The sequence below is a fragment of the Sphingopyxis sp. 550A genome (assembly GCF_053569535.1).
Genome location: NZ_CM131615.1, coordinates 1387359 through 1411434, shown reverse-complemented (window position 1 = coordinate 1411434; position 24076 = coordinate 1387359). Strand labels below are relative to the sequence as shown.

Sequence of the window (24076 nt, the reverse complement as noted above, 5' to 3'; positions counted from 1 at the left end):
GCCACGCCGGAACGGCGTTGGCGCGCGGGCGAAAGGTTCAGGTCAAATCCCGCCATCCAGCGCCTGCGACAGCGCTTCGCCGGTAGTTTCGATCTCGATACGGTCGGCGAAGACGGCGCACCATCCGCCGCCAAATTCGCCTATCCGGGGCTTGGAGCAGGTCGCCGCCCACTCGAAGCCAACCGGCCCCGCCCGCAGCGTTTCGACGCAACATCGCTGGATCAGCATGGCCACGGCGGCGGGATCGAAATCGTCCATGCTGGCGAAGGATACCGCGCAATATCCCGGCTCATCGGGCAGCGCTTCGCTCCAGAAATCGCCTCCGACGCAGGGAAATACCGGGTCGGGAAATGCCTGTATGAAGCCGCTCCACGGATCGCCGGGATCGCTCGGCGGAAACGCCGCCAACAAATCCGCGCCCGGTGGATCGCGATCAAGTGCGGCGCAAATATCATGCGCGGCATTGATCGCCTCGGTCAGCAGTGCCGCCTCGGCGGCGCTGCAACGAATGGCGAAACTGCCCTGTGTCCACATGTCAGCCATGCGCCGCCTCCTGTTCATGGGCGACGATCACCAGCGGCGGAACGGTAAAATCCGCCGCGTCGAAATGCGCGCGGATCGCTGCCATGCTGCCCAGGCGCTCGACCGTGCAGCGCCCGATGAGGATATAATCGTCTTCGTCGGCGGCATAGGATTGCGGCTCGCCGTCGCCAGTGAAGACCGTGCGTTCCGCGCTCCATTGTCCGGCATAGGCCCCGGACCAGCGCGCGAAGCGCAGGCCATGCTTGGTGCAAAACGCTTCGAGTTCGGTGAAACAGCCCCACGCCACTTCGTGCGCCATCAGCACGAGCGGTTCGGCATGGGGAAGCTGGTCGGCGGCGAAGGGTTCGCCGTCCCAATCGGTCGAAAGCCCCTCGCGTTCGATGGCGGCGAGCAAACCGGGCAGGAGGATGGCGGGCAGATTGCCGCCGATGGTGATGGATGCGGACACGCGGTCGGCCATGGTGAAATTCCTTTCGGGATTTGGGGAGAAGCGGCGCGCTAGCGCAGCGCGACCGAGCGCCAGACGACGCGGCATTCGGTGATCCGGCAGGGCCTATCGAGCAATGCCGCCTTGGCGCGGGCGCGCTCGAACGAACGGTAGACGCCATATTCAGACCAGATGGTGCTATGCTTCTGGCGGTGCGGATATTGCTGTTCGAGGCGGTAGCTGGGGCATTCGGAAGCCATGATACCCTCCATGAAACGGGGATGGCGGACATGCCGCCATCCCCTCGGGATTCACGCCGCCAGCGCCATCGCGGCGGGGCCGCTCGGCTCCGGCCCGGACGGCTCGGCGGTGTCGATGTCCTGCCGCGCCGCCGCCACCAGTCCGGCCTTGTCCACGGTGCCAACGCCGCTGCGCGGGGTGTAGGCGGCGGGCGGAAACGCCATCCAGCGAGGCACCCAGCCATCCACCTTGGCGCGGCCCTCGGCCCCGGCAAGGTGGTTGCGCACGATGGTTTTCAGGGTCTTCGATTTCTCGCCAGCATTGGCCGTGGCGACGGTCGCTCCCGCCACTTCGGCGACAAGGGCGGTCAACACTTCCCGGTCGCGGATCAACTCGAAGAACGCATCGTCGGCCTGCCAGTAACAGGTCATATCGACGCCGATTTCCTGCCCCACCACCTCGACGGCAGCGCTGCCCGCCGCAAGGCTCTCGCCCATGACCACGGCAATGATGTCCATCACCGCATGATCGGACAGGGGAAGCAAGGCGAGAAAGATGCCTACCAAACCATAGGCATCGCCATTCCCGCCAAGAACGGTCGGTTCCTCGGGTGAGAAGTGCAGAAGCGCCAGAACTTCCCGCCGCTTGACGTCGAAATCGGCTTCGGCCCGGCACGTCTCGACGCTCTCGCGAATCCCATCGTTGCGCGTGGTTTGCGGCTCGGGCTTGACGGTCCACAGGTGCGAACCGGCGATGGCATGGGCGACCATCAAGCGCAGCGCAATGCCGGGCTTGCCGGTCAGCGCGGCGCGCACGGCGGCATGGCGATGCAGGTCAAGATAGGTCTGCATCGTGCCGGTCACTTCGGGCCGGGGCGCTTTGCGGCCCGTGTCCAGCGCCTCGCCGCGTTCAAGGCGGCGGGCTTCCTTGCCGGTCACATAGCCTTCGTGGAAGGTCACCTCGCCATTGCCGCGCACGTCGATATAGACGCGCCCGCCCTTGCGCTTGGGGGCCTTCTGATATTCCCAGGTCGAGAAATGTTCGGTCGGCGGCACGATCACAACATCGCTCCAGCCCGCTTCGAGATAGTCTTCGCGGCGCGCTTCGATGGCCGCATTCTGCGCGGTCCAGAAGCTGTCCACATCGGCAAAATAGCGGTCCTCGCCGAACAGGTCGGCGACGATTCCGCCTATGCCCTCGCAATTGAACAGGGCGTGTTTGACCGGGATCGACTGCCCGCCGAACAGCCATGCCTTGAGCTGGTGGCCGGTCGGGACATAGCCGTCGGGATCATCGTAGAGCGCCAGCCAGGCGCGCTGCTGGCTCTTGCTGGCCATGGTCAGATGACGGACGGTCGCCGCGTCGATTTCGCCGTCGCGGTAGAGGGTGCGGATGCGCGGTATCAGGTTGCCGAGCGCGAGGATGCGCTTCACCGCGAGTTCGGGGAGGCCGAAGGTCGCCGACAGGTCGGCGATGCCGCGCCCTTCGCGAACCAGCCGGGTGAAGGTTTCCCAGCGCGTCACCTCGTCGGCGTCGAGCCGGGCGGTGTTCTCGATCAGCGAAGCCTCGATGGCGTCGGCATCGTCGCCATCGTCGAGGATCGCGCAGGGCATCGCCTCGACGTCGAGGCCGCCCGCGCGGCGCTCGTCGGCGACGATGCTGGCAGCGGTGAAACGCCGTGCGCCCGCGACGATCTCGAACGCGCCTTCGGCGCAGTTAGGGCGGACCAGCACCGGCACGATAACGCCGCGCTTGCGCACGGTCGGCAGAATGTCGGACACGTCCGGGGCCTTCTTGGCATAGCGCATGTTGGCCTTGCTGACCGACAGCTTGCCAAGCTCGATGAATTCCAGTCTCATGGCACTACCTTTCTAAGGTGCCGGTCCGTCGCTCTTTCCGGGATGGCGGACCGGCTTTTCATCGGCGGGAAACGCCCGCCCGCGTCATCCGTCCCGGTCGTCGCCGGGGTGCGGAATGGGGTGCGCCGCAAGGCGGCAAAGCTGGGTTTCGGCTTGGGAAATGGAACCTGCGGCGCGGGCCGCATCGGCCCAAACCGATAGCGGGGTGTCGCTCGCAAAGGTCAGGTCGCGCTCGATGCCCAGCCCGAACGGCAAGCGAACCGAAGCGATTTCATGGAGGCTGAACACGCCCAGTTCGGGGCAACCGAAGCCCAGATCGGCCAGCCCGAACAAGGTGTCGCCATCCTCGTAAAGCTCGCTTGCCAGCCATGTCGCCGCGCCCAGCGGGTTGAAGAATTTGACCACGGGCGCGGGATCGGGTTCGCGGGTTTCGACCAGCGCGGCGACGCGCCGAGCTTCGTCGTTGGCGCGCAGCAAGGCGCGCAGGTCGGGAGGAAGCAGGATCATGCCGCCAGCCTCCCGCCTTCGGCCAGCGCGGCGGCTTTCGCCTCGCCGTGGCGGGTCAAAAGCCAGTCGGCGGCCTTGCTAGCGGCGCTCGCTGCGCGAAAGATCGCGCGGTTGTCCTCGCGCAGCACGGCGAGCCACGTGCCCAGATAATCGGCATGGCGCACGGTCGGCACGATGCCGAGCGCCGCGCACAGGAAGGCCGATCCCATTTCGGCAATCAGTTCCTCGCGGGCGTAATCCTTGCTGCCGAACGGGTTGAGAAGATTGCGAGCGAGCCGGGAATGATGGCCGCTGGCATGACAGAGTTCGTGCAGCGCCGTCCGGTAGAAATTGACCTGATCGAAGAACGCCGGTTGTGGCGGCACCTGCACATAGTCTGCGCTTGGCACATAGAACGCCTTGTTCCCGCCGATGCGGAAATCCACGCCCGATGCGGCAATGACGTCTTCGGCCAAGGGCACGATTTCGCGTGTTGGCAGCGGCGCGGGATCGGCGGCAAGGCCGGGTCGCAAGCCTTCGCACTGCGCCAGATTGAACACGGTAAAGCGTTTGAGGAAAGGAATGGCCTTGGCGTCCTCGCCGGTCTGGCGCGCCCGTTCCTTCTCCGCTTCGGGGGTGAAGCGGTCGGCATAAACCACGGTCACGCCCTTTTCGCCCTTGCGGACATTGCCCCCGGCTTCGAGCGCCTGCCGGAACGTGAGCCAGCTTTGCGAGGGCCAGCCATGTTCGATCACCGCGCCCCAAAATATCAGCACGTTCACACCCGAATAATTGCGGGCGGTAAGCGCATTGCGCGGCAAGCCGGGATTGACGGTGCCGCCATGGCCCCAAGGCTGCACCCACGGGAAGCGGCCCGCTTCCAGTTCGCCGACGATCCGGGCGGTCACCTCGTCGTAAAGGCTGGCACGGGATTCATGCGAACGCGCGGCATCGCTCCCGCGCGCGCGGCGCGCAGTCTCCTTCGTCATGGCGAAGGCTCCTTCTGGCAATTGTGGGAAAGGGTCGGGGAAGCGGCTAACCGCTCCCCCGGATCGGATCAGTTCAGGGTATCGGAATAGCCGTGGTCATCGCCCGAGGTGCCCATATCATCGGGCAGGTCGATACCGTCCACCTCGCGCCGCCGCTGCGCGGTCTTGCGCACGATATTCCAGACGCTCGTATCCTGCCGCGACCGGAACAGGCGGATGGGCACATAACCCGACTGCGCCGTGTCGATGTAGCCGCCGAAATAGACTTCGCCGGTCTCGCGCGATGCCCGTTCCCAGATCGAACCCAGCCGCACCCCGCGACCGCGCGGGCTCTTGCTCATCAGGTTGAACAGCGGCGCACGCGGATTGTCGGAAGTCACCTTCTCGAAATAGACATTCTCGAAGTCGAACCCCGCTTCGGCGATATAGCCAGAAACCATGCCGGTATCGCTGCGGATCATTTCACCAATGTTCATCGTCTTTACTCCTTGCCTGTCGGTTTTGTGTCGATGTCAGCGGACGTTCTCTTTCCCTCCGACAGTTATACTTATACAGGATTGGAAAAATCCATTCTATCGCATTGTTTTATTGACAGAAATCCATCGCAACTGGAGAGTCCGAGCATCCCCGGGGCGCGCGACCAGCGCGCCAGCAAACGACAAGAACGCATCGGCCGCCCGTGCGACCGATACCGCGTCTACCAGGGGCCGGGCGCGGGGCTTGCCCCGATCCCATCGCACCCGGAGCCGTCCTCGCAGGATCCCCAGGGCCGCGCGGATTTCTTGTCGGCAAGAGGCACGGGAGGAGGATTTACGCGGAGCTTGCCGGAACGGGGCTGGCGCTGCCGCAAGGCAGACAAACGCCGCCGGCCCCGTTCCGGCTAGCGCAGCTTTCCTCCGACGCAACTCCTTGCCGATGAAAATCCGTGCGGCACGCCAGGGATGCTGTGAGACGGCGAAGGGGGCGCATGGGATCGTCTCGCGCACGGTCCCCCATCGCGCGGCCCCCGCGCGATTCCACATTGCCGGACGCCCTGTCCGGCTGCCCCAGCGATCGTCACCTTTGGCCGGGACGGCAAAGCCGGCCCGGTGGAGCTTGGCGGCGAAGGCGCCTAGCGGAATAGAGCGCGGTCGCGCCCACGGCGCGAGGGGTCAACCTCCGCTTCTGTAGGGTATTCCCGACAGCGGAAATATCTGCGGCGTCCACAATGGCGCACAATGACCAGGGATCGCAAAATCGTAGCCGGAAACTTGAAAGCATTGCGCGAAGTTCGAAAGATCGCGCAGGAAGAACTTGCGGTGAAATCGGGCATCGACCGCAGCTACATCAGCGATCTGGAAAACGAGAAATACGCAATCTCGATCGACAAGCTCGGCAATCTCGCCGAAGCGCTGGGCGTCGAGACCTGGGAAATGCTGCATCCCGATACCGCGGCAAGGATGCGCCAGCGCACGAGCGCCTGACGCCAAACCCATATCCTCCGGCACCGGCCTAAACCGGCCCGCCGCCGAGCCATCCACCCGGCCCCATCGCCAGACAGCGCCCGGCCCCGCGCGCAAGCCGCTGCACTCGCAGTCGCCAGGATGCGGCATCGGTGCGCCACCGCGGCTGAAGCGTATCGACGCCGAACAACCCGGCAACGATCTCACGCGTCGAAACTCCGACCGCTATCGCATCATGAACGCGCAGCATTTGCGTCCACCGCGCCGCGCGCCGTTCGACGGGATGCAGGGTCCGGGAAAAGCGGCCGTGTCGCGCCAGGGCGACAAACTGCGTCAACGCCGTGATCTGCGGATCGGCGCAGGTCACGCCCGCAATGCGCCAGGCAAGCGCCAGAGGCTCACGCAAGCCGCCATTACCCAGCAAATCGATGCGGATCGAGCGCAGACCGTCCGAGATGAGAATATGGGCTCGGTCCCTCTCGCCCGGCAGCACTGTCAGCAATGGGTCAAGTCGCCTGAAGTCGAACCGATCCACACCGCCATCATCGCCATCGCCGGAAACTACGCTGCCCTGCAAAACGCCGGCATCGATCCCGCGGCTCCAGATTGGCCGCGCTGTCAACGCGTCGTCGTCAGGATCCGAAAACGCGATCAGGCCGAAAGGAGAAGGCGCCTGCCGCTCGCGCCAGGCTGCGACATAGGCCGGGGTCCGCCGCAACCACTCCCAGGCAAAGCAGCGCCGGTCTCCGCCCAGGAGCCGGGCGTAGGAGCCCGCGTCGCGCCAGTCGCCGCCGGCGATGGCCACGACGCAGGCTCCCGTCTCCTGTCGTCAGGGCTGCGAAGCCCCTGCCCTCGCCGCCTGCTGCTCCGCGACATAGCCGCGTAGCGCCTCGGCCTGATCGTCGCGTAGCGCGTCGATTGCGGCTTGATGCGCGGCCGGCTTGCCATAGAGCAGCACCGAGGGGTCTTGTCCCTCGACATTGCCGAGATTGGGCCGGTGCTGGGCATAGCCGATCAGTGCCGCGAGTTCCGGCGAGAAGGTCCGCGCGATCTCGGGCGGGTAGACCAGCCATTGCAGTTCGAAGGGCTTGAGCCATCCAAGGCTGTAGCTGACGATCAGCCCGCGCCGGGGCGTCGGGGTCCGGTTGGCGCCGCCGCCGTGGAGCGTGCTGCCGAGGAAGGCGAGCATGTCCCCCGGCTCGAGTTCGGGAACGATGGCCCGATCTTCCGCCTGCGGCTCACCCAGATACTGGTTGCTCCCCGGCCAGATCCGGGTGCCGCCGTTCTCGGCGGTGAACGGGGTCAAGGGCCAGATGACGTTGATCAGGTATTCGATCTCGCCCCTGGGTCCGGCCCACATGTCCTCGTCGCGGTGCGGATATTGCGCGAGCGCGCCTTCGTGGATTTCGACGCCCTGGGTCAGGTTGAGCGCGATGCGGTCGCAGAACGATCCCAACGCATGTTCGGCAAGCCCAAGCGCGACGGGGTGTTGGACAAATTGCGCGGCGAGCGCAGATCGCGTCAGCAGGCTGCCGAACCGCTTGGTGCGCCGACCATAGAAATCGCCATCGCAGAACGGCGTCTCGGAAAAGCAACGATCAAGGTCCGCGTTGAGCGCTTCGGCAAGCGAGGCGGACACCGCGCCGCGAACGACGGTGTAGCCCTGGCTCAGCAAATCGGCTGCGTGGTGCGTGATGAGGTGCGTCATTGCCATCCTCCTCACGCAGCGACCGCGGCGAACTTGGCCACGGGAGCGTAAATGCCGGTGCGCGCAAGGCGTGCGGGCGTGTCGGCATCGATCTCGATGCGAAAGGCGCCGAGCGTCATACCGCCGATCGTGCGAACCGGCCCAAGCGGCGAGGCATCCCAGCCCATCGCCAGCACCGCCTCGCGAAAGCCCGACCGAACCACCCCGGTCAGGGTCCGGATTCCTTCGCCCAGCGCGTGATCGACCATGGCGGTGATCAGGCGGTTGCGCACACGCAGCCGTTCCCCGGCCCCAAGCCGTGACGGCAGGCAAAGCCGGGTGATCTCGAAGATGTCGGCGGCGCGCGGGACGGCGCGATCGCACAGCCCGGAAAACAGATCGCCGAGAATGTGCGGCCGTGTCGAAGGCAGGAGACGCATCGATCCTTGATGATGACCGCTGTCATCGAGGTCCGCGATATAAACCGCGTCGGGTCCGTCGAACTGGTCGATCTCGAAGCGGCCGTGCGACACGGGCACATCCCAGCCCATCGTATCGACGAACAGCAATCGCCGGTCCTCGAACATTCCGGTGTCATAGATGTCGGCGAGATCGTAGCCTTGGGATAGTCTGATCATGGGCAAGCTCCTCGAAGTGGAGCCGGACAATGATCAGGATGCCGATGGCAGAGATATTCACCCGAATGGGGGAATAGACGGCAGGAACTCGATCAACCCGAGACGCAAAGCCTCATAGACGAGCTGGGCGCGGGTTATCACATTGAGCAGGCGGAACGCCGACTTGACGTAAGTCCGGACGGTTTCGAGGCCTATGCCGAGAATGGCGGCGATGTCCTGATCGGTCTTGCCATGCGCGATCCAGAAGATGCATTCGCGCACGCGGTCAGCGATATGGGGAACGAAATCTGGGCCATTCGAAAGGCCTGCGATCCGGCGCGCCGCATCAAATGCTATGCGTCCCACCACATCCGCGACAAGAATGCGCTCGGAAGTGATGTCGTGAATCCTGCTCGTTGCGAAATTAACCGACCCCTCGGGCTCGCCGGGCACATTCACTGGGATGGTTATGCCCTGACGGATGCCATAGCGTGACGCATCGTCAAGAATGGCGTGCTGCTCTCCAGACAATACCACGCGTGCCAGCACATCGCCCCAAAGGAAGCTCGATGCTCGCCGACGCGCGATCGCGAGGATGGGGTCGACGATCTTGCCGCCACGACCTATCAACCGGCGATCCCAACCCTGCGGATAATTTTCATACCGGATGAGTTGGGAACATGGCCTGACCAGGCTTGCCGAGTGGAGAACAGCGACGAATTCGAATCCCAGTTCGCGCGCGACATCATTAATTGTCCCGGCCAGTTCCATTTCTGCGGTCGCTGCGTCTGCAGCATTACGAAAGTCCTTGACGAAGCGGGACAGCCACATTGGCCAAACTCCCACCTAGCATCCAGGGAGTTTGGGCATTGCACCCACATTAAGCCATCCATGATCAATGTCTAAGCAATGAGGATTTGTTGAGTATTTTCTACAAATCGAAGCTTGAAAATTTTTACTACCGCGCCATCTTTTGTAAAAGATGGTAAATTGCAAATAAGAAATATGTCCTATACATACCCTCAAATTTTAATAATCGCTCACATTGTTAATAAGCATGTGCGTTTATAGTTTTTCACTCATATTATTATGAAACTATCAACTCACTATTGTCAGGAAGCTTTCGTGAAGCTTGCGCTGAGGATAATCAAGCCCCTGACCAAAGTGATCGAAGGACCACGTCAGAGGCTCGTAGTCCGGATAAGGTAGATGCCCGCCCATGAAGGTTTCGAAACGATTGCCTGACGGATCCCAAGCATAGATCGTGCAGCCGCGCGTCACGCCATGGCGTGTCGGACCGATATCGACTGGAACCTCGTTCATCGACATAATGTCGCCAGCTCGCAGGACCTTTTCCCAGCTTTCCATGAGAAACGAGACGTGATGCAGCTTTCCGGGCTCGGGATATTCAGCAAACGCTATATCGTGGACCTTCTGTCCGCAGGAGAGCCAGATAGCTGCGTTGCCGTTCCCATCGGGTGTGAGCACGCGCTCGACCAGGTAGAAGCCGAGCACTTCAACGAACAGGTCGTGCACCTTGGCGATATCGGGACCATAAAGCAGGGCATGATCGAACCGGACCGGGCCGATCCCATGTTCGGCGCTCAACCGCCACGGTGCGGGATTGACCATGCCGATGCCGTTGCCGACAGAGGTCTTGGTCGCATAGAGTTCAATGGTGTGGCCTGAAGGGATCGTGAAACACACGCGCCGCCCGGTTTCGAGCAGATCGCCGGCGGGCATCCATTCTGTGGCGACGCCATAAGCGTTCAGATCTGAGTTCAATCGGTCAAGCGTAGCTTCGTCCCGTACCTTGAAGGCGAGACTATCGATTCCCGCCCGGTCGCATTCGCGCAGAATGAGGCTGTGGTGGTCGCGCTCGTCCCAGCACTTCAGGAAAACCCTGCCTGAACTGTCACGACCGGTTTCCTCAAGCCCCAGAACATCGCGGTAAAATTGAACCGCCTTGTCCAGTTCCAGGACTCTGATCTGCGCATGTCCAGGGCGCAGTACGCCATCAAGTGCCATATCCACTCCCTCAATACCATCCGATCCGCTATTCGCGCCGAAACACCGTTCGCGCGACGTGCCCGAATTTCATGAATTAGCATCGACTGCCCCTCTGGCCGCCTCCTGCCTTTGCAGGTCCATCGGCGTTTCCAGATCAAAGTCCCCGGGGACGTCAACTTGTTTGCACTAAGGCGACTAGGCCTTTCATGAGTTGCGAGCAAATACCATTTTCCCGCTGCATTGTTACCTTTTCGGTATCACTTGGTCGAAAGTTGTCCCTGCTCTCCTCAGGTGAGAGGCAAAGGCAAAAATTGCGCATCGAAGACAGCCAGATCGGGCATCGCCAACAGCTCGCGCTCGTCCAGACGAGCGACAGCCGATTCAAGCGACGCGAGAATTTCCTGGCGTCCTTCGGGACTCAGATAAGGGACGTGATAAGCAACGAACGGCTCGATCACCTCGAAGCCGACATAGCCCAGCGCGCCCTGGAGGAAAGGTCGCAGCATTCCGGTCACGAGCTCACCGTGGATCGATCCGGGGCCGAACATATGCTGGCGCCCGCCAAGGCTGAACGCCGCGAAAGCCCGCTTCCCGGCCATGCCGCCCGAGCCGTAGATATGCCGGCCCCGGTAGAACGTCCCCGATACGAAAACCCGGTCGATCCACCCCTTCAAGATCGCGGGAACACCGAACCAGAACAGCGGAAAGGTGAAGATGACGAGGTCTGCGGCCAGGATCTTGGCTATCTCGAGGCTGATATCGGACGCGATGGTGCCGGTCTCGTAGGCATGGCGTTGCTCCAGAGCGTAAACCAGATGCCCTGAATCCTTCCGGGCAGAAAAATCCGCTGGCGACAAGACGGGATTGAAGCCCATTGCATAGAGGTCTGAATGCGCGATCCGCCACCCATCGGCGGCCAGGCGCCCGGCAATTCTGTCGCGCATCGCCGTAACGAACGAATCTGTTTCCGAATGCGCATGAACGAGAAGTGCTGTTCCAGACATATATGGATTTCCAATGCTTCGCTTCGTCGTGATGCCTGCATGTCGACGCGATCAAGGCTCTCAGCCGGACGGCTTGAATCGTGATTTTGCCGATGGACGATGGTCTCACGGGAGGCGCCGACCGATCGCATCGCTGCCGACCGGTTGCTTGCCTACGTCCTCACCCGCCGATGGACTCGGCCTCACGGCTCCGTCGTTCGAACCGTGCGACGCCTCCCCGCCATCGCCAAAGGCCCGAAGATGGATGCAACCATAGGCTTCAAGCCACCGCACCAACCACCCTGCGCCCATGCGCAACACGCCTTGCCAGCTCGTCACGTCGCGCTCCTACCGCGATGCCGCCCGTGGCGCATTGTCACAGGGTGCCCGGCACTCTCAGCTTCCTTTGGCGCGCCATTCTGTTTCGCCGGCGCGGACCATGCTGGCGGGCTCCCCGGCGATGCACCAGTTCTCCGGCGCGATCGAGATCACCTGCCCGCGGACATGGCGGCGTTCGCAGCGACAGTGCTCCACGATCAGATCGGTGAATCCGCGCAGCAAGGTGTGAAGCTGCTCCTGTGGCCTTCCCGCCAGCGCCAGGCAGGTGAAGTAGGGCGCATCTGCTCCTCCTTCCGACGCCAGCACGCCTGCGGTCGCCCAATGCTGCGGCCGATGCAGTGAGACGAAAGCCCTTACGCGGTCCAGAGGTAGAGGATCGACGGCAGGATACAGCGTCCGGACATAGAAATCGGTCGCCTGTTCGAGCAACGCGCCGATGTCACCTTCGGATTGCCGTCCCTCGGTCAGATGGAACTCGACAATGGGCATTTCGTCTCCTCAAGGAATGGCGTGGCGACGCCCTGCATCGAGCATCATGGTCGAGCCGGCGAATGCGTCGGCCCGTGGGTCGAGAAGCAAAGCGATCGCCCAGGCCACGGACTCGACCGACGTGAATGCTCCGATCGCGGAGTCCGCTCGCATGCGATCGAGCATCACTTCGAAGCTCACGCCCTCCTTCTCGGCGCGCGCCCTGGCGATGCCGTGCAGGCGGTCGGTATCCGCCGGCCCCGGCGCAACGAGATGAGCCGTCACACCGAGCTCGCCATAGGCCCAGCTCATCTGCCGCACGAGATTGGCAAGCGCCGCATTGGCGACGCCCGCGGTCGCGGCATAGGCAGTCGGCTCGAAGCCATAATGGCCCCCGATCGCGACGAGACGCGATCCCCGCCGCAGATTCGGTTCGGCGGCCCGCACCAGGCGAACGAAGCCTCCGACCTTGATATTGCAGGCCTCGACCAGCGCCGCCGTGGGCGCGGCGCGCACGCCACCCGCCACCGTCACCCCCGGAGCATGGACCACCATGGCCACCGGCGCGGTGATCGCAGCGCCGATCGCCGCGATCGCCGCGTCATCGGCCATATCGGCGATGACGGCCCGAAACCTGTCGCCATGCCGTTCGCCAAGCGCGGCGAGCGATGCCGGGTTTCGGGCGATGCCGAGAACGTCGATGCCGGCACCAACGAGGTCCGCCACGATGGCTTGCCCGAGCGCGCCGCCCGCACCGACGACGATTGCCTGTTCGCGCATCGGTCAGGTCACCACATTAAGGAAGCTGGGAACGACGACGTTGCCCTGGCTGAACAGGGCGTTCCCGAATTTCGAGGTATCCCAGATCAGCGCCGGATTGTCCGGATAGTAGACATAGCCGCCGGTGAAGACCTCGTTCCTGTTGCCCGACGGATCGAAGAAATAGACCGTGGCGCCGCGGGTCACGCCGTGGCGGTTCGGCCCGAAATCGATGGGAATGTCATATTTCCCCATGCGATCCGCAGCGTGATAGAGATCGCTGACGGACTCCAGCAGGAACGACATATGATGGAGCTTGCCGTCCTCGGGCTGGGCGACGAAGGCGATATCATGCGGCTTGTTCGAACAAGACACGAATGTGGCCAGGGCTGCGCGGGATTCGTGATCCTGCAATTCCTCGGTGAGGTTGAATCCGAACACCTTGATGAACAAATCGCGCGACGCGGCGATATCCCGTCCGCCGAGCAGGCAATGGTCCAGACGGATGATGCGCATGCCCTTGATGTAGCCATCGTCGGGGATCGTTCCCGGATTGGCCGCATCCATGCCGTTGCCGACCTGCTCCTTGAAGGCATAGAGTTGGCAGACATGGCCTGTGGGGAGCGTGAACTCGACGCGCCGTCCGCTGCGGGCGTAGGTTCCAGACGGGATCTGGCGGGTTTTGACGCCATAGTCCCGCAGCCGCCGGTCGAGCTCGGACAATGCGTCGTCATCGAGAACCTTGAACGCGACATAATCGACGCCGCAATGGTCAGCAGGGCGGATGACGACCGAGTGGCAATCATGCTCGTCCCAGGCCTTGTAGTAGGTTTTGCCATCGTCATCGCGGCCCGTTTCGATCAGGCCCAGATAGTCGCCATAGTGCCGGCGCGAGGCCTCGATATCGAGAACCCGCACACAAATTTCGCCCAGCCTCAGGACGCCGTGGATAGACATCAATTTTCTCCAGGATTTTCTGGCGCGGCGTCGCCACGCTTGGGTTCCGGCTTTCGCCACACTTTGAGCGGAAGCACTTCGATTTCCAGGTCGCCCTGGGGAATGATCCTGCAGGCCAGCACAATTCCCGTCGCCTCATCGGCCTGCGAGATACGGCTCCGGCTCATGGGCAAAGCCCGATAAAGACCGCCAATCACGCGGATGCGGCAAATTCCGCAGCCTCCGCCACGGCAGCCTACGGTTACGGCCGAGGTGCCAGCGGCGATCATACCATGCAGCAACGGGATATCGGCCTGGGCGAGAAACTGGAACGACGTTCCGGCCACCCGCACACGAAACCGGTGGCCTGGCTCTGCAGCCGAGCGCCCCATCATCTCTTGTGCTGCCGCCATGCTGGCGGAATCGGGTGCCATTGTTTCGTCCTTCTCCCACCTCTTGAGGTACTGCCTCCGCACGATACTCTCCAATACCTTAGCGTGCAGCCCGCGATACGGTTTGCGTATTCTCAACCAGTTCCGGCCTGCTGAAGTCCGGCCGCTGCGATTTGCTCGTCCTCCTGCGCGGATCCGCCCGACACACCAATCGCACCCAGGCAGTGCGCCCCTTGCAGGATGGGGATGCCGCCCGGAACGACAGTCAAGCGCGGGCGCCGCAAGAGGCCGTCGCGCACACTGTCCTCGGCCTGCGCCAGCATGTCGCCAAGGCCGCGTGTCGAGAGTGAAAACCCCGCCGCGGTCCATGCCTTGTCGATCGCGAGTTCGGTCGAGATGAGGAACGCGCCGGGCAGCCTGAGGAACGCGGCCAACGCCCCCGCGGTATCGACAACCGCTACAGAGGCCCGAACGCCAAGGCGTTCACACTCGGCGCGCGCCGCGGCAAGCACCTGCTCCAGCACTTCGCCAGGCAGCGCCTCGGGCGCGAAGGAACCCCCGCCCCTCCCCGCCTCATCTTTCTGGCCCTGTTTCATCGTCAGATCGACCGGAACAGGGGCGAGCGGATCTGTTGGGCATCCGCTGCCGAAATGAACTTCTCGGTGTAGATGTCCCGTTCGAACAGCCGCCCCTGCATCAGCGTCGCGATGCAGGCCTCGATCATCAACGGCGGGCCGCACAGATAGGCCTTGTGCCCCCGGAAGTCGCCGCCGAAGTGGCGCTGCGCCAGTTCATGGACGAAGCCGCGCTCGCCCTGCCAGGCGCTGTCGTCCGGCTCGCGCGACAACACCGGTAAATAGGTGAAATTGGCATGGCTGGCGGCAGCCTCGAGAAACTCGTTGTGATAGTAGAGTTCCTCGCCGCTGCGCTGACCATAGATCAGTGTGATTGGCAGGTCGCAATTCTGCGCCAGCAGATCGAGGATCATCGAACGGGGGCTCGACAGACCCGAGCCGCCGGCCATGAACAGCATCGGCACGTTCGCGGACTTGCGCACGAAGAAGCGGCCATAGGGGCCGGTGACCTTAATCGGATCCCCTTCGCGCAAGACCTCGTGAACATAAGCGGTCCCGGCGCCGCCCGGTACGAGCCTGATGTTGAGCTCGATCAACTGCCCATCGCCCGGCGCGCTGGCGATCGAGAAGGCGCGCGTGCCGATGCCGTCCGGCAAGACAAGATTGATATATTGGCCGGCCTGGAAGTGGAGAGGTTGACCGAGATCGATCCACAGGCCTTTGATTGTCGGCGTCAGGCTTTCGATCCGGGTCACTCGGCCAGCGAAGTCGCGGATCGGGATGACCTCGGCGTCGGGATCCTCATCAACGTCCGCCTCGATCGTGACATCCTCCTCGACGGTGGCGCAGCAGGCCAGCGTGTTGCCCTCGTCCCGCTCAAAATCCATGAGCGCGAAGCTGGAGGCATCTCCATGGTCCACCTCGCCGTCGACGACGCGCACCTTGCAGGTGGCGCACAGACCATGGCCGCAGGCATGGGGAAGATATATGCCGGCGCGCAGGGCGGCATCGAGAATGGTCTGCCCCTCCTCGATCGGCACGCTCGCGCCCAGCGGCTCTATCGTCAGTTCATGAGCCATGGCGTTCAGGGCTTGGGGAAAAGCGCGCTGGGAAACAGGGTGATCATGCGGATATGATCCTTGTGCCCGATCCCGTTGGCTTCCAGCGTGGCCGCGAAATCCGGCGCGAACGGCTTGTCGCCATTCAGCCATTCGACACCGTTCCAGTCGATCTCACCGGCCTGGGGATCGGACACTAGAAGCGGCTTGACCCGGTCTTCGATCAGCTGGCCGAAGGTAACGTCCCTCGGCGTGAACAGCAGGAACGGCGCCGCGAACAGCAGGTGCTGCTCCCAGCTGAAATAGGTGATGATGTTGTCGCCGAATATCTCTTCACGATCGCGCGAAGGAAACTTGTATGTCCCGATAGCCTTGACCGACATGATGGGTCCTTTCTACGAATGCAGTGGTGTCAGGGGCGCGGGCGTCGCGGAGCGCTGTCCGCGCCTGGCCTCAGGCGGAAGCTCTCTGCCGCCAGGTCTCGAAATTGGCGCGGTCCTCGGACGTCGAATAGTCGCCATTGTCGATCCCGGGCCGCAGGCCGACCCACTCCATCCATTTGCCGAGGTCGCCGAAGTTGGGCGCGGCGAACAGCTGGTTCATCGGCAGCCATGCCTGGACGAACTTCTCGGGCTCATGCTCGAAAATGTCCTTGCAGCCGTCGGAGCAGAAGTGGAACTTCTCGCCTTCGTAGACAGTCTCGCGATAGCAATGGCGCGTCGGATCGCCCGGTTCGGTGAAGACGACAGGGAGCTGGCAGGTCTGGCACAGCTTGGCGAGGCCATAGTTGGCGTAGGGCGTGCCGGCCGCCGCCATCTGGTTGATGTGCTCCCAGCGCGGCCGGTAGTAGCGATCGAAAGTGTCCGGATATTTCTTCGAGAGCCAGTCCATGTCCTGCTCGTTCGGGATCCATGCATGGAAGGCCGTGCCGAAGCTCCACTGGTAAAGCCCAAGCATGAACTGATGGGTGACATGCTCGGATGCCTCGCTGGCCAGGTCCCAGCCCTTGGGCGGGCGGATGCCATAGCGGGCGAGATCACGGAACAGCGCGCCGCCATTCTCGACGCCATAGATCTCCCACGCTTCCTTCCAGCTCATCACGCGCTTGGGCAGCATGTAATCCATCATCGTGCCGACGAGCGAGAGCATCCGCATTCCGCGCCAGAACCATTTGTCGAGCCAGCCCTGCACGATCGGCAGGTTGTCGGGGTCCTGCTCGAGCATGAACTTGATGCACTCGAGGCCCAGTGTCATGTGCCGCGCTTCGTCCGACTGCGCGGAGAAGCCGAAGGTCACGGTGGCCATGTCGCCATTGTAGGCGGCGCCAGACATGAACGGGACGAACAGCAGGTTGGTCAGGACATATTCGAAGGCGAAGCCGATCGCGGTAATGAATTCGAACGGCCCGGCGGACATGGCATCGTCGAAGAAGGAGCGCGCGACCGAGGTGTACCAGATACGGTCGCGGCCGTCGGCGAAGGCATGGAAGCCGTTATAATATTTGTTGTAGTTGGATGCGGCGTGGATCTGGGTCTGCGCGTGGCGGATTTCATCGAGCGACTGCATCTGGCAGGCGACCTGCGTGCCGACGCCCTCGAACTCGCGGCCGATGCGCGCGAAGCCCTTGTGCGCGCAATATTCTCCGGGGCTGATCGCCTGGATGAAGATCTTGAGCGCGGTCAGGTAGCGCGCATCGGTGATATTGAGATGCCCGTTGTTCTGGGCATGGGCATCGAGAATGGCGTAATATTTGCGCTCCTTCTCCGCCTGGTATTTCCAGTAGGCATCCATGGTCAGGCGGAAGGGATCCTCCCATTTGTCCCAATCATGGATCTTGATCCCCTCATAACGGGTGTAGGGGAAAAGCGCCTCCTTCGACTGATAGGTGGGCTCCCATCCCAGGTCACGGGTGAGCAGGCGATAGCGCTCCTTGATGCCGAGCTTGGGCGCCGGGGTTTGCATGTCCATGATCGGGTATCCTCTCAATTGTTCCAGCTCAGCACGAGCCGGTCGTCGTCCTCGTCGACGTGGCCCGACAGGGTCACGAGGTTGATGTGAAGTTCCTGGAGATCGAAGCGCCGGCCGATCAGCTCCTCGATCGTCTCGCGCTTGATCGTCATTTCATCGGGCGCCGCGACGCGCACCATTGCCGGCTGATTTTCCACTTCGGCGGCCGGATTGTCCTGCACGATCGCTTCGATGATCGGACGGGTTTCCTCGTTGGCCTGAAACACAATGAACACGGTCGACATGATTATCTCTCCTCAGAGCGCGAGGCCGGCCTTGGCGGCCCGCTTGCGCAGGCTGTCCTGCGCCTCGGCGATCACGGCGTCCGCGCCCTCGCCCAGCACCGGCTCCACGACAGGCAGAAGCGCCGCGGCGGCGCGCGCGCTCCAGCTTGCGAACCATTCCGCGAGCGCGGCGGCATTGCCCTCGCTCTCTGCGGCGGCGATCTTGAGCACGCTGTCCACCCACTTGGCGGTTTCCGCGTACCAATCGACCTGGAACTGGGTGACCATGCTTATCGCCGAGGCGCCTCTGGCCGAGAGAACGCCATCGATCAGCGTTTCATAGACGACCGGATACAACAGGCCGTCGATGGCGAAGTTCTGCGCGACGAACAGTTCTACCGGATCGCGCACCACCATCGTGTCTTCGGCGAGCCTCCGCAGTGGCTGCCAGACATCCGCCCCGATCCATGCCTCGCGCCCGGCGGACAGCGCCTCGGCTCCACCGAACAAGAGGCCAGCGCGCGAGATATATTGCGCGATCGCCAGCGCATCCATGCCCTGATAGAGGCAGGGCTGAGTAAAGGTCGTGCCCACGCCGTACCCGGCGATCAGCACATTGTTCTGGTTAGAAGCCCAGGCCGCATGACGCAGCGGCACCAACACGGCGAGCGCAGCGCTCGACACATCGACCGGCACGGACTGGTGCAACCCCCGGCTCTCGACGAAGGCGAAGGCGCCTTCAACCGCTTCCTGCTGGCGAGCCCTCGTCAATGTATAGGTGCTGTAGAAATATTGACGGGGATCCTTGAAGGCGTCCCAGTCCGCCATCTTCACCCGCGAACTCTGGGTATCGTAGAGTTCCTGGTCCGGCGCCCATGTCGGGCGGTAGTGCAGATTCTCCTTCGCCTGGATATCGTAGGAGGCTTCCTGATAACGAGAGGCCGGCTTGTCGCCGAACCGCCGCACGAGATTGTCAAAGGTCTTGCGCTTCGGCTCGATCTGGATGGTCTTGAGGTCGATCTGCATCATTGCTCTCCAGGCAGGCTGGCCTGCCGCTCTATGAGGTGCTGGACGTCCGATGGGCGCCACGACATCGCGACCGCTTCGTCCCCCTGGGCAGCGTCACGGCTCGCCGTGACCAGGGTGGCCTGCTGGTCTGCGCAGAATTGGCGAAAATCTTCAGGTGGCAGCATCATCTCGACGCTGAGCGCGAGGTCGCCCACGCCGAAGTCGAATTCGACCAGACCGCGCCGCTCGCCGTTCACGCGCACGAACTTGCGCGACGGATCAAACACCGTGTCACTAGACGAGGCATGAGCGCCGCTCTCGTAGCTTCTCGCGGTTTGTGCCGGGCTTTCGCCTTCCATGACCTGCAGACCTTTCCCATCCTGTTTTGTCGCGCCTTTTCGACAGGGCGCGAGACCTGTTCAGCAAGGCCCGTGCCACTTTGCAAAATGAGCGGATATTGGGGGAAATTCGAAGGTGAAGCCCGGCGGGCGGCGGGATCTCAGGACATATTTGTCATGTCCGGTCGACTACCGGACCAAAAATGTCACGAGGCCGACGATCACACGCCCTGCTTGTTGAGGCGGTATGTGAGTTGGCGCTTCGAGAGGTTGAGCATCCTGGCCGCATCGGCGAGATTGCCGCCGGTCTTGCGTAGCGCGAGTTCGACCATCATCTGCTCGTGCGCGGCGAGATCGAAGCCGTCGACAAGCATGTCCTCGAGCATCTTCTCGCACGATGCCGCCGGTTTGTGAACGAGCGCCCCACCCCGGCTCACGCCGATCGCGCCCTCTTCACCCCGGAGCAATTCGGGCGGCAGTTGCTCGGTGCCGATGACCTGGCCATCATCGACGAGCAGCACCGCGCGCTCAATGACGTTTTCGAGCTCGCGCACGTTCCCCGGCCAATCATAGCCTTCGAGCGTCCAGAGCGCATGATCGGTAAAGCCGACGACCTGCTTGCCATAACGCGGTGAGAAGCGATCGACCAGCATGCGGGCGAGAAGCCCTATATCCCCGCCCCGTTCTCTCAGCGGCGGGATCGCAACCGGATAGGTCGCCAACCGGTAGTAGAGATCAGAGCGGAACCGCCCTTCCCGAATGGCGTCCTCCAGATGCGCATTGGTCGCCGATACGATGCGGACATCCACCTTGATCGGACGCGTATCGCCGAGACGCTCAAGTTCTCCGGTCTGCAACACGCGCAGCAGCTTGACTTGCGCCGCGAGCGGCAGGTCGCCCACCTCGTCGAGGAACAGCGTGCCGCCATCTGCGCGCTCGAAACGCCCCGGCCTCGTTTCATCGGCCCCGGTATAAGCCCCGCGCCGCACGCCGAACAGCTCGGCTTCCACCAAATCGAGTGGGATGGCCGCGCAGTTGATCGCGACAAACGGTCCGGCAGCCCGCGGACCGTTTTCGTGCAGCCAACGGGCAAAGACTTCCTTGCCCACCCCGGTTTCTCCCAGGAGGAGCACATTGATCGCGCTCTGCGCGGCCTTGCCGAGCAATGAGAAGGCGCGGATAAAGGCGGGCGAAGCGCCGATGATCGGCCCCTTCCCCGGTGCCGGCGGCCGGCTTTCGCCGCGGCGCGCGTGCCGCCGGAGTAGGCGCAGTTCCTCCTCTGCCTCCAAACGCCTGAGATCACCATGCTCGAGCCAAAGCTGCTCGATCGGCGAATCGTCGCCCCAACCTTCCGCCGGCCTTCCGACAACCTTGCATTTGGCATGACCCGCGCAGACGCATTCGACCTCGCGGAACAGGATCAATCGCTTGAAATACTCGCTGACATAACCCGATGCATAGCCGGTCAGGCTCCAGCACGCCGTCGGATCTGCCTCATCGAGAGCTAGCCCGAGCTCGGCGTGGGATTCGGCTTCCCAGCTCGAAATCCACTGAACGACGCCCTCTAGGCTCGCAGCTTCCCAGTCGATCGAAAGGTCGACAATATCGGATTTGACCATGCCTTCCAGCGCGTGGATCGCGGGACCCAGACGAAAGGAATCGTAGTCGTCCGCCTTCGTCGCGCGCTTGGCCGCGACGCGGGCGTCGCTCTGACCGCCACGAAAGCCGAAGCGCCAGAGAATGCCTCTGGCCTTGACGCTGCCGAGTTGCTCGATCAGTTCGCGACGCATCTCACCAAGCGTCGTGGCATGCAACAATAGCATACGCGCCTGATCGAACCAGATATGTCCGTCGGCCGTCTGGAACTTCAGGCTTTCGTGAAGCCCATATTGCTCAATCAGGCGATTTTCATCCATTGGATCACACCGCTACCTTCTCCGCGACTATGTTTTCCGGTTTCATGGCAGCAATTGTCCCGAGAATGAAGAGACGGACTGTCCCGCAAGCGCATGTGGCGAAAAGGCGGGAGGTCGCCCAGGCGACCTCCCAAGCAGGGTGGATCAATTGGAATAGCGCAAGGTCAGGAACCACTCACGCGGCCGGCTGAACACACCACTGTAGACCGCTTCCGCATTCGAGAAACCCGAAGCGATGATCCGCTTGTCCGTAAGGTTGGTGACGCCGGCCTGCAGCTCAATCCCGCTGTTCGCCATCTTGTAGGTGAGCGACGCATTGAAAAAGCTGTGCGACGGCGTCATCAGGTCCGCCGTGTTGGTCTCGTCATTGTAGGTCTTGGTCGCAAAGGTCCAGTCGATCCGGGGCGTGAACGAACCGATGCCGGTCTCGATCTCGTAGGACGTGCCGACCTGAGCCGTCCATTTCGGCGTGTTCACGAAATCCTCGTCGCCGGTCAGCGGAATACCGGGCAGGATCTTGGTGTAACGGGCGTTGAGATAGCCGGCGCTGGCATCGAGCGACCAATGCGGCAACAGGGCGGCGTTCATTTCCACTTCGAAGCCGTCGATCTTGCCGTTGCCGCCATTGGCGGTCACCGGCGAGGAGCCGTTGACGAAAGTAAGCTGGATATTCCGATAGTCGGTGTGGAACGCCGCGAAGTTGAGACGCAGCCTGCGGTCGAGCAAGGTGGCCTTCAGGCCGATTTCCGCGGTCTTGGCCTTTTCCGGGCCGAAGGTCGGGGCGGGAAGCGGCTGAAGCGTCGTGGTGTCGAACAACGGCCCGGTCAGGCGCGTCGTCCAGCCCCCCGCCTTGAAGGCGGTCGCATAGGACACATAGGCCATGATGTCCCTGTCGATGTGGTACTCGGCGCCGATGCGGTACGAGAAGTTGTTGAACTTCTGCGTGTTCCGACCCAGCGGATAGAGCCATGTGGGATCGGACGGGTCGGCGAGAACCGACGGCGGCAGCGCCATCAGCCGATAGACGAAGCTGTTCTCGTCCTGCTGCGTGCCCTCGAACCACTTGTTTTCGTGGGTGTAGCGCGCGCCGATCGTGATCCCCAGCCGATCGGGGATCAGCTCGATGTTGTTGTGGGTGTAGATCGCGTAGGACTTGGTGTCGTAGCGGTCATTGGGCGAATTGATCTGCAGCAGGCCACCGGTGAAGCTCACACCTTCGACATGGCTCCCGCTTTCGTGGAAGAAGTAACCGCCGAAGACGTATTTCCAGCGGCCACCGAAGCCCTTGCCGATCAGTTGGAGCTCCTGGGTGAACTGCTGCTCATCATCGCCGAAGGTAGGCTGGAAGGCGCCTGACGGATCGCCGCCGACATCGGCGCCGAAGCGTGAGTCGAGCTTGCGATAGGCCGTGATCGACTTCAGCTGCAGGTTGTCGGCGACATCATATTCGATCTGACCATTGAGGCCCCAGTTCTTCACGATGTTGAAGTTGGCACCCGCCGCATAGGACTTGTCGGGATCGATGCTGCCGTCCGCTTTCCTGACGACGTAGCGACCGTCATAGGGAAGATGCTGGCCGGCCTGGCTTGCCAGAGACGGCTGCGTGCCGGTCGGCGAACCCACGTTCCCGCGTATACCGTTGCAGACGTTGGACAGCCCAGGCAAGCCGGCCATGGCCGAAACACCGTCTATCACCGCCTGATTGCCGGTGATGCAGGTGTTGTAGACCGCGACATAGGCATTCTGCTCGACGCGCAGCAACGAGAACGGCGCTGCCTGTTCGTTCACCCGCAGATAGTCGCCGATCAGCCGAACCTTGAGGTTATCGGTCGGCGTCCAGACCAACTTGCCGCGCACGGCCGTCTGGTTCTGGTTGCCCGAACGATCGGGGCGCTTCTGGCTGGTGATCGGGTAGAGATTGCCTTCGAACGAATTGGTGTTGGTCGGACCGCCATAGGCCCCGCCGGTGGCGAGCAGATAGATGGGGTTCTGGTCGGTATAGCCGGTGTAGGGAATGCGCTCCTGGTAGCCATCGCGATGCTTGGTCGAAACGGCAAGGCTCGCGACAAGGCGGTCCTCGACGAGCGGAATGTCGATCGAACCGCGGAAATCGATGCGATTGAAGCGGCCAGTGGTAACTTCCGCCTTGACCTTCAGTTCATTGCCCGGATCTCGGGTGACGATGCTGAGAGCGCCGCCCATCGTATTGCGTCCGAACAGGGTCCCCTGCGGCCCCTTGAGCACCTCGATGCGTTGCAGGTCGAGCAGATCGGCGTTCGCACCGATATTGCGGGCAAGGTAGACGCCATCGATATAGACGCCGACGCCCGGCTCGAGATTGAATGCGAAGTCGTTCTGGCCGATGCCGCGAATGTAGGAAATGAGGACCGAGCTCGATCCGCCGAACTGCGCGGTGCTGCGCAGCGTCACGTTCGGCGCCTGGCCGGCGAGACTGGCGACATCGGTGATGCCCTTGGCCGTCAGCATGTCGCCGGAAACGGCGGTAATGGCGACCGGCACGCTCTGGACGTTCTCGGCGCGCTTCTGGGCAGTGACCACGATCTCCTGCAGCCCGCCTTCGGGCGCCGCTTCCTCGGCCTGCGGCGCGGCCTCCTGCGCAAAGGCGGGCGAAGCCGATGCGGTGATGACCGCGAGCGCGGAAATCCCGAGGCGCAGATATTTCGTCATAATCCCCTCCCTGTTTGGGCGCGCTTCGGGAGAGGAACTCGGAACATGGCCGAGTATATTGAATTTGCCTCTCCAAAGGCGGTGA

General features: G+C 62.8%; 27 protein-coding genes. 1 reads left to right on the top strand and 26 read right to left on the bottom strand.

Features of this window, described 5'->3' with window-relative positions; all coding sequences use genetic code 11:
• Nucleotides 1-42: 42 nt before the first annotated feature.
• From ACVENA_RS06775 to ACVENA_RS06745, 7 genes are all read right to left on the bottom strand, one after another.
• Nucleotides 43-543 carry a hypothetical protein gene (locus ACVENA_RS06775; RefSeq protein WP_449328144.1) on the bottom strand — a complete coding sequence of 167 codons (501 nt, stop codon included), beginning with the start codon at nt 541-543 and terminating at the stop codon, nt 43-45.
• Entirely contained in the window at nt 536-1003 is a 468-nt protein-coding gene (locus tag ACVENA_RS06770) for a hypothetical protein (protein WP_449328143.1), read from the bottom strand. The genes ACVENA_RS06775 and ACVENA_RS06770 overlap by 8 nt, the downstream gene beginning before the upstream one ends.
• A gap of 38 nt (nt 1004-1041) precedes the next feature.
• Entirely contained in the window at nt 1042-1230 is a 189-nt protein-coding gene (locus ACVENA_RS06765) for a hypothetical protein (protein ID WP_449328142.1), read from the bottom strand.
• A 51-nt stretch (nt 1231-1281) separates the two neighbouring features.
• The gene (locus tag ACVENA_RS06760) at nt 1282-3069 is read right to left on the bottom strand and encodes a ParB/RepB/Spo0J family partition protein (RefSeq protein WP_449328141.1); all 1788 of its coding nucleotides are present in this window, start codon (nt 3067-3069) and stop codon (nt 1282-1284) included.
• An 84-nt stretch (nt 3070-3153) separates the two neighbouring features.
• On the bottom strand, nt 3154-3576 hold the full coding sequence (locus tag ACVENA_RS06755; protein WP_449328140.1) for a DUF2958 domain-containing protein: 423 nt from the start codon (nt 3574-3576) through the stop codon (nt 3154-3156).
• Nucleotides 3573-4544, bottom strand: a complete 972-nt coding sequence (locus tag ACVENA_RS06750) for an ArdC family protein (RefSeq protein ID WP_449328139.1) — start codon at nt 4542-4544, stop codon at nt 3573-3575. The genes ACVENA_RS06755 and ACVENA_RS06750 overlap by 4 nt, the downstream gene beginning before the upstream one ends.
• A gap of 68 nt (nt 4545-4612) precedes the next feature.
• On the bottom strand, nt 4613-5020 hold the full coding sequence (locus ACVENA_RS06745; protein WP_449328138.1) for a DUF736 family protein: 408 nt from the start codon (nt 5018-5020) through the stop codon (nt 4613-4615).
• 783 nt (nt 5021-5803) lie between these two features.
• On the opposite strand from ACVENA_RS06745, the gene ACVENA_RS06740 reads away from it, so the two are divergent.
• Nucleotides 5804-6007 carry a helix-turn-helix domain-containing protein gene (locus ACVENA_RS06740; protein WP_449328137.1) on the top strand — a complete coding sequence of 68 codons (204 nt, stop codon included), beginning with the start codon at nt 5804-5806 and terminating at the stop codon, nt 6005-6007.
• Between the two features lie 28 nt (nt 6008-6035).
• Here ACVENA_RS06740 and ACVENA_RS06735 read toward each other — a convergent pair whose 3' ends face one another.
• The 19 genes from ACVENA_RS06735 to ACVENA_RS06645 form a co-directional block, all read right to left on the bottom strand.
• Nucleotides 6036-6791 carry a DNA -binding domain-containing protein gene (locus ACVENA_RS06735; RefSeq protein WP_449328136.1) on the bottom strand — a complete coding sequence of 252 codons (756 nt, stop codon included), beginning with the start codon at nt 6789-6791 and terminating at the stop codon, nt 6036-6038.
• 24 nt (nt 6792-6815) lie between these two features.
• The gene (locus ACVENA_RS06730; RefSeq protein WP_449328135.1) at nt 6816-7694 is read right to left on the bottom strand and encodes a phytanoyl-CoA dioxygenase family protein; all 879 of its coding nucleotides are present in this window, start codon (nt 7692-7694) and stop codon (nt 6816-6818) included.
• 11 nt (nt 7695-7705) lie between these two features.
• A complete protein-coding gene (locus tag ACVENA_RS06725; RefSeq protein ID WP_449328134.1) occupies nt 7706-8311 on the bottom strand; it encodes an acyl-homoserine-lactone synthase in 606 nt (201 codons plus the stop codon).
• Nucleotides 8312-8368: 57 nt separating this feature from the next.
• Complete coding sequence (locus ACVENA_RS06720) at nt 8369-9121, bottom strand: LuxR family transcriptional regulator (RefSeq protein ID WP_449328133.1); 753 nt, start codon at nt 9119-9121, stop codon at nt 8369-8371.
• A gap of 267 nt (nt 9122-9388) precedes the next feature.
• Nucleotides 9389-10318 carry a catechol 2,3-dioxygenase gene (locus ACVENA_RS06715; RefSeq protein ID WP_449328132.1) on the bottom strand — a complete coding sequence of 310 codons (930 nt, stop codon included), beginning with the start codon at nt 10316-10318 and terminating at the stop codon, nt 9389-9391.
• 269 nt (nt 10319-10587) lie between these two features.
• Entirely contained in the window at nt 10588-11304 is a 717-nt protein-coding gene (locus tag ACVENA_RS06710) for an NAD(P)H-dependent oxidoreductase (RefSeq protein ID WP_449328131.1), read from the bottom strand.
• A gap of 375 nt (nt 11305-11679) precedes the next feature.
• On the bottom strand, nt 11680-12111 hold the full coding sequence (locus tag ACVENA_RS06705; RefSeq protein ID WP_449328130.1) for a tautomerase family protein: 432 nt from the start codon (nt 12109-12111) through the stop codon (nt 11680-11682).
• A gap of 9 nt (nt 12112-12120) precedes the next feature.
• Complete coding sequence (locus ACVENA_RS06700; RefSeq protein ID WP_449328129.1) at nt 12121-12870, bottom strand: SDR family oxidoreductase; 750 nt, start codon at nt 12868-12870, stop codon at nt 12121-12123.
• A 3-nt stretch (nt 12871-12873) separates the two neighbouring features.
• Nucleotides 12874-13866 carry a catechol 2,3-dioxygenase gene (locus ACVENA_RS06695; protein ID WP_449328128.1) on the bottom strand — a complete coding sequence of 331 codons (993 nt, stop codon included), beginning with the start codon at nt 13864-13866 and terminating at the stop codon, nt 12874-12876.
• The gene (locus ACVENA_RS06690; protein WP_449328127.1) at nt 13806-14219 is read right to left on the bottom strand and encodes a 2Fe-2S iron-sulfur cluster-binding protein; all 414 of its coding nucleotides are present in this window, start codon (nt 14217-14219) and stop codon (nt 13806-13808) included. The genes ACVENA_RS06695 and ACVENA_RS06690 overlap by 61 nt, the downstream gene beginning before the upstream one ends.
• Before the next feature lie 92 nt (nt 14220-14311).
• The gene (locus tag ACVENA_RS06685) at nt 14312-14773 is read right to left on the bottom strand and encodes a GlcG/HbpS family heme-binding protein (RefSeq protein WP_449328126.1); all 462 of its coding nucleotides are present in this window, start codon (nt 14771-14773) and stop codon (nt 14312-14314) included.
• 2 nt (nt 14774-14775) lie between these two features.
• On the bottom strand, nt 14776-15831 hold the full coding sequence (locus ACVENA_RS06680; RefSeq protein ID WP_449328903.1) for a 2Fe-2S iron-sulfur cluster-binding protein: 1056 nt from the start codon (nt 15829-15831) through the stop codon (nt 14776-14778).
• A 5-nt stretch (nt 15832-15836) separates the two neighbouring features.
• Complete coding sequence (locus ACVENA_RS06675) at nt 15837-16193, bottom strand: phenol hydroxylase subunit P4 (protein ID WP_449328125.1); 357 nt, start codon at nt 16191-16193, stop codon at nt 15837-15839.
• A gap of 70 nt (nt 16194-16263) precedes the next feature.
• Nucleotides 16264-17778, bottom strand: coding sequence for a YHS domain-containing protein (locus ACVENA_RS06670; protein ID WP_449328124.1), 1515 nt, complete (start codon nt 17776-17778; stop codon nt 16264-16266).
• Between the two features lie 14 nt (nt 17779-17792).
• Entirely contained in the window at nt 17793-18062 is a 270-nt protein-coding gene (locus ACVENA_RS06665; protein WP_449328123.1) for an MmoB/DmpM family protein, read from the bottom strand.
• Nucleotides 18063-18074: 12 nt separating this feature from the next.
• Nucleotides 18075-19070, bottom strand: a complete 996-nt coding sequence (locus tag ACVENA_RS06660) for a phenol hydroxylase (RefSeq protein WP_449328122.1) — start codon at nt 19068-19070, stop codon at nt 18075-18077.
• Entirely contained in the window at nt 19067-19408 is a 342-nt protein-coding gene (locus tag ACVENA_RS06655) for a phenol hydroxylase subunit (RefSeq protein WP_449328121.1), read from the bottom strand. The genes ACVENA_RS06660 and ACVENA_RS06655 overlap by 4 nt, the downstream gene beginning before the upstream one ends.
• Nucleotides 19409-19608: 200 nt before the next feature.
• Nucleotides 19609-21303 (bottom strand): sigma 54-interacting transcriptional regulator, encoded by a 1695-nt coding sequence (locus ACVENA_RS06650; RefSeq protein ID WP_449328120.1) that lies wholly within the window; start codon nt 21301-21303, stop codon nt 19609-19611.
• A 144-nt stretch (nt 21304-21447) separates the two neighbouring features.
• The gene (locus ACVENA_RS06645; protein ID WP_449328119.1) at nt 21448-23991 is read right to left on the bottom strand and encodes a TonB-dependent receptor; all 2544 of its coding nucleotides are present in this window, start codon (nt 23989-23991) and stop codon (nt 21448-21450) included.
• Between the last annotated feature and the right edge of the window lie 85 nt (nt 23992-24076).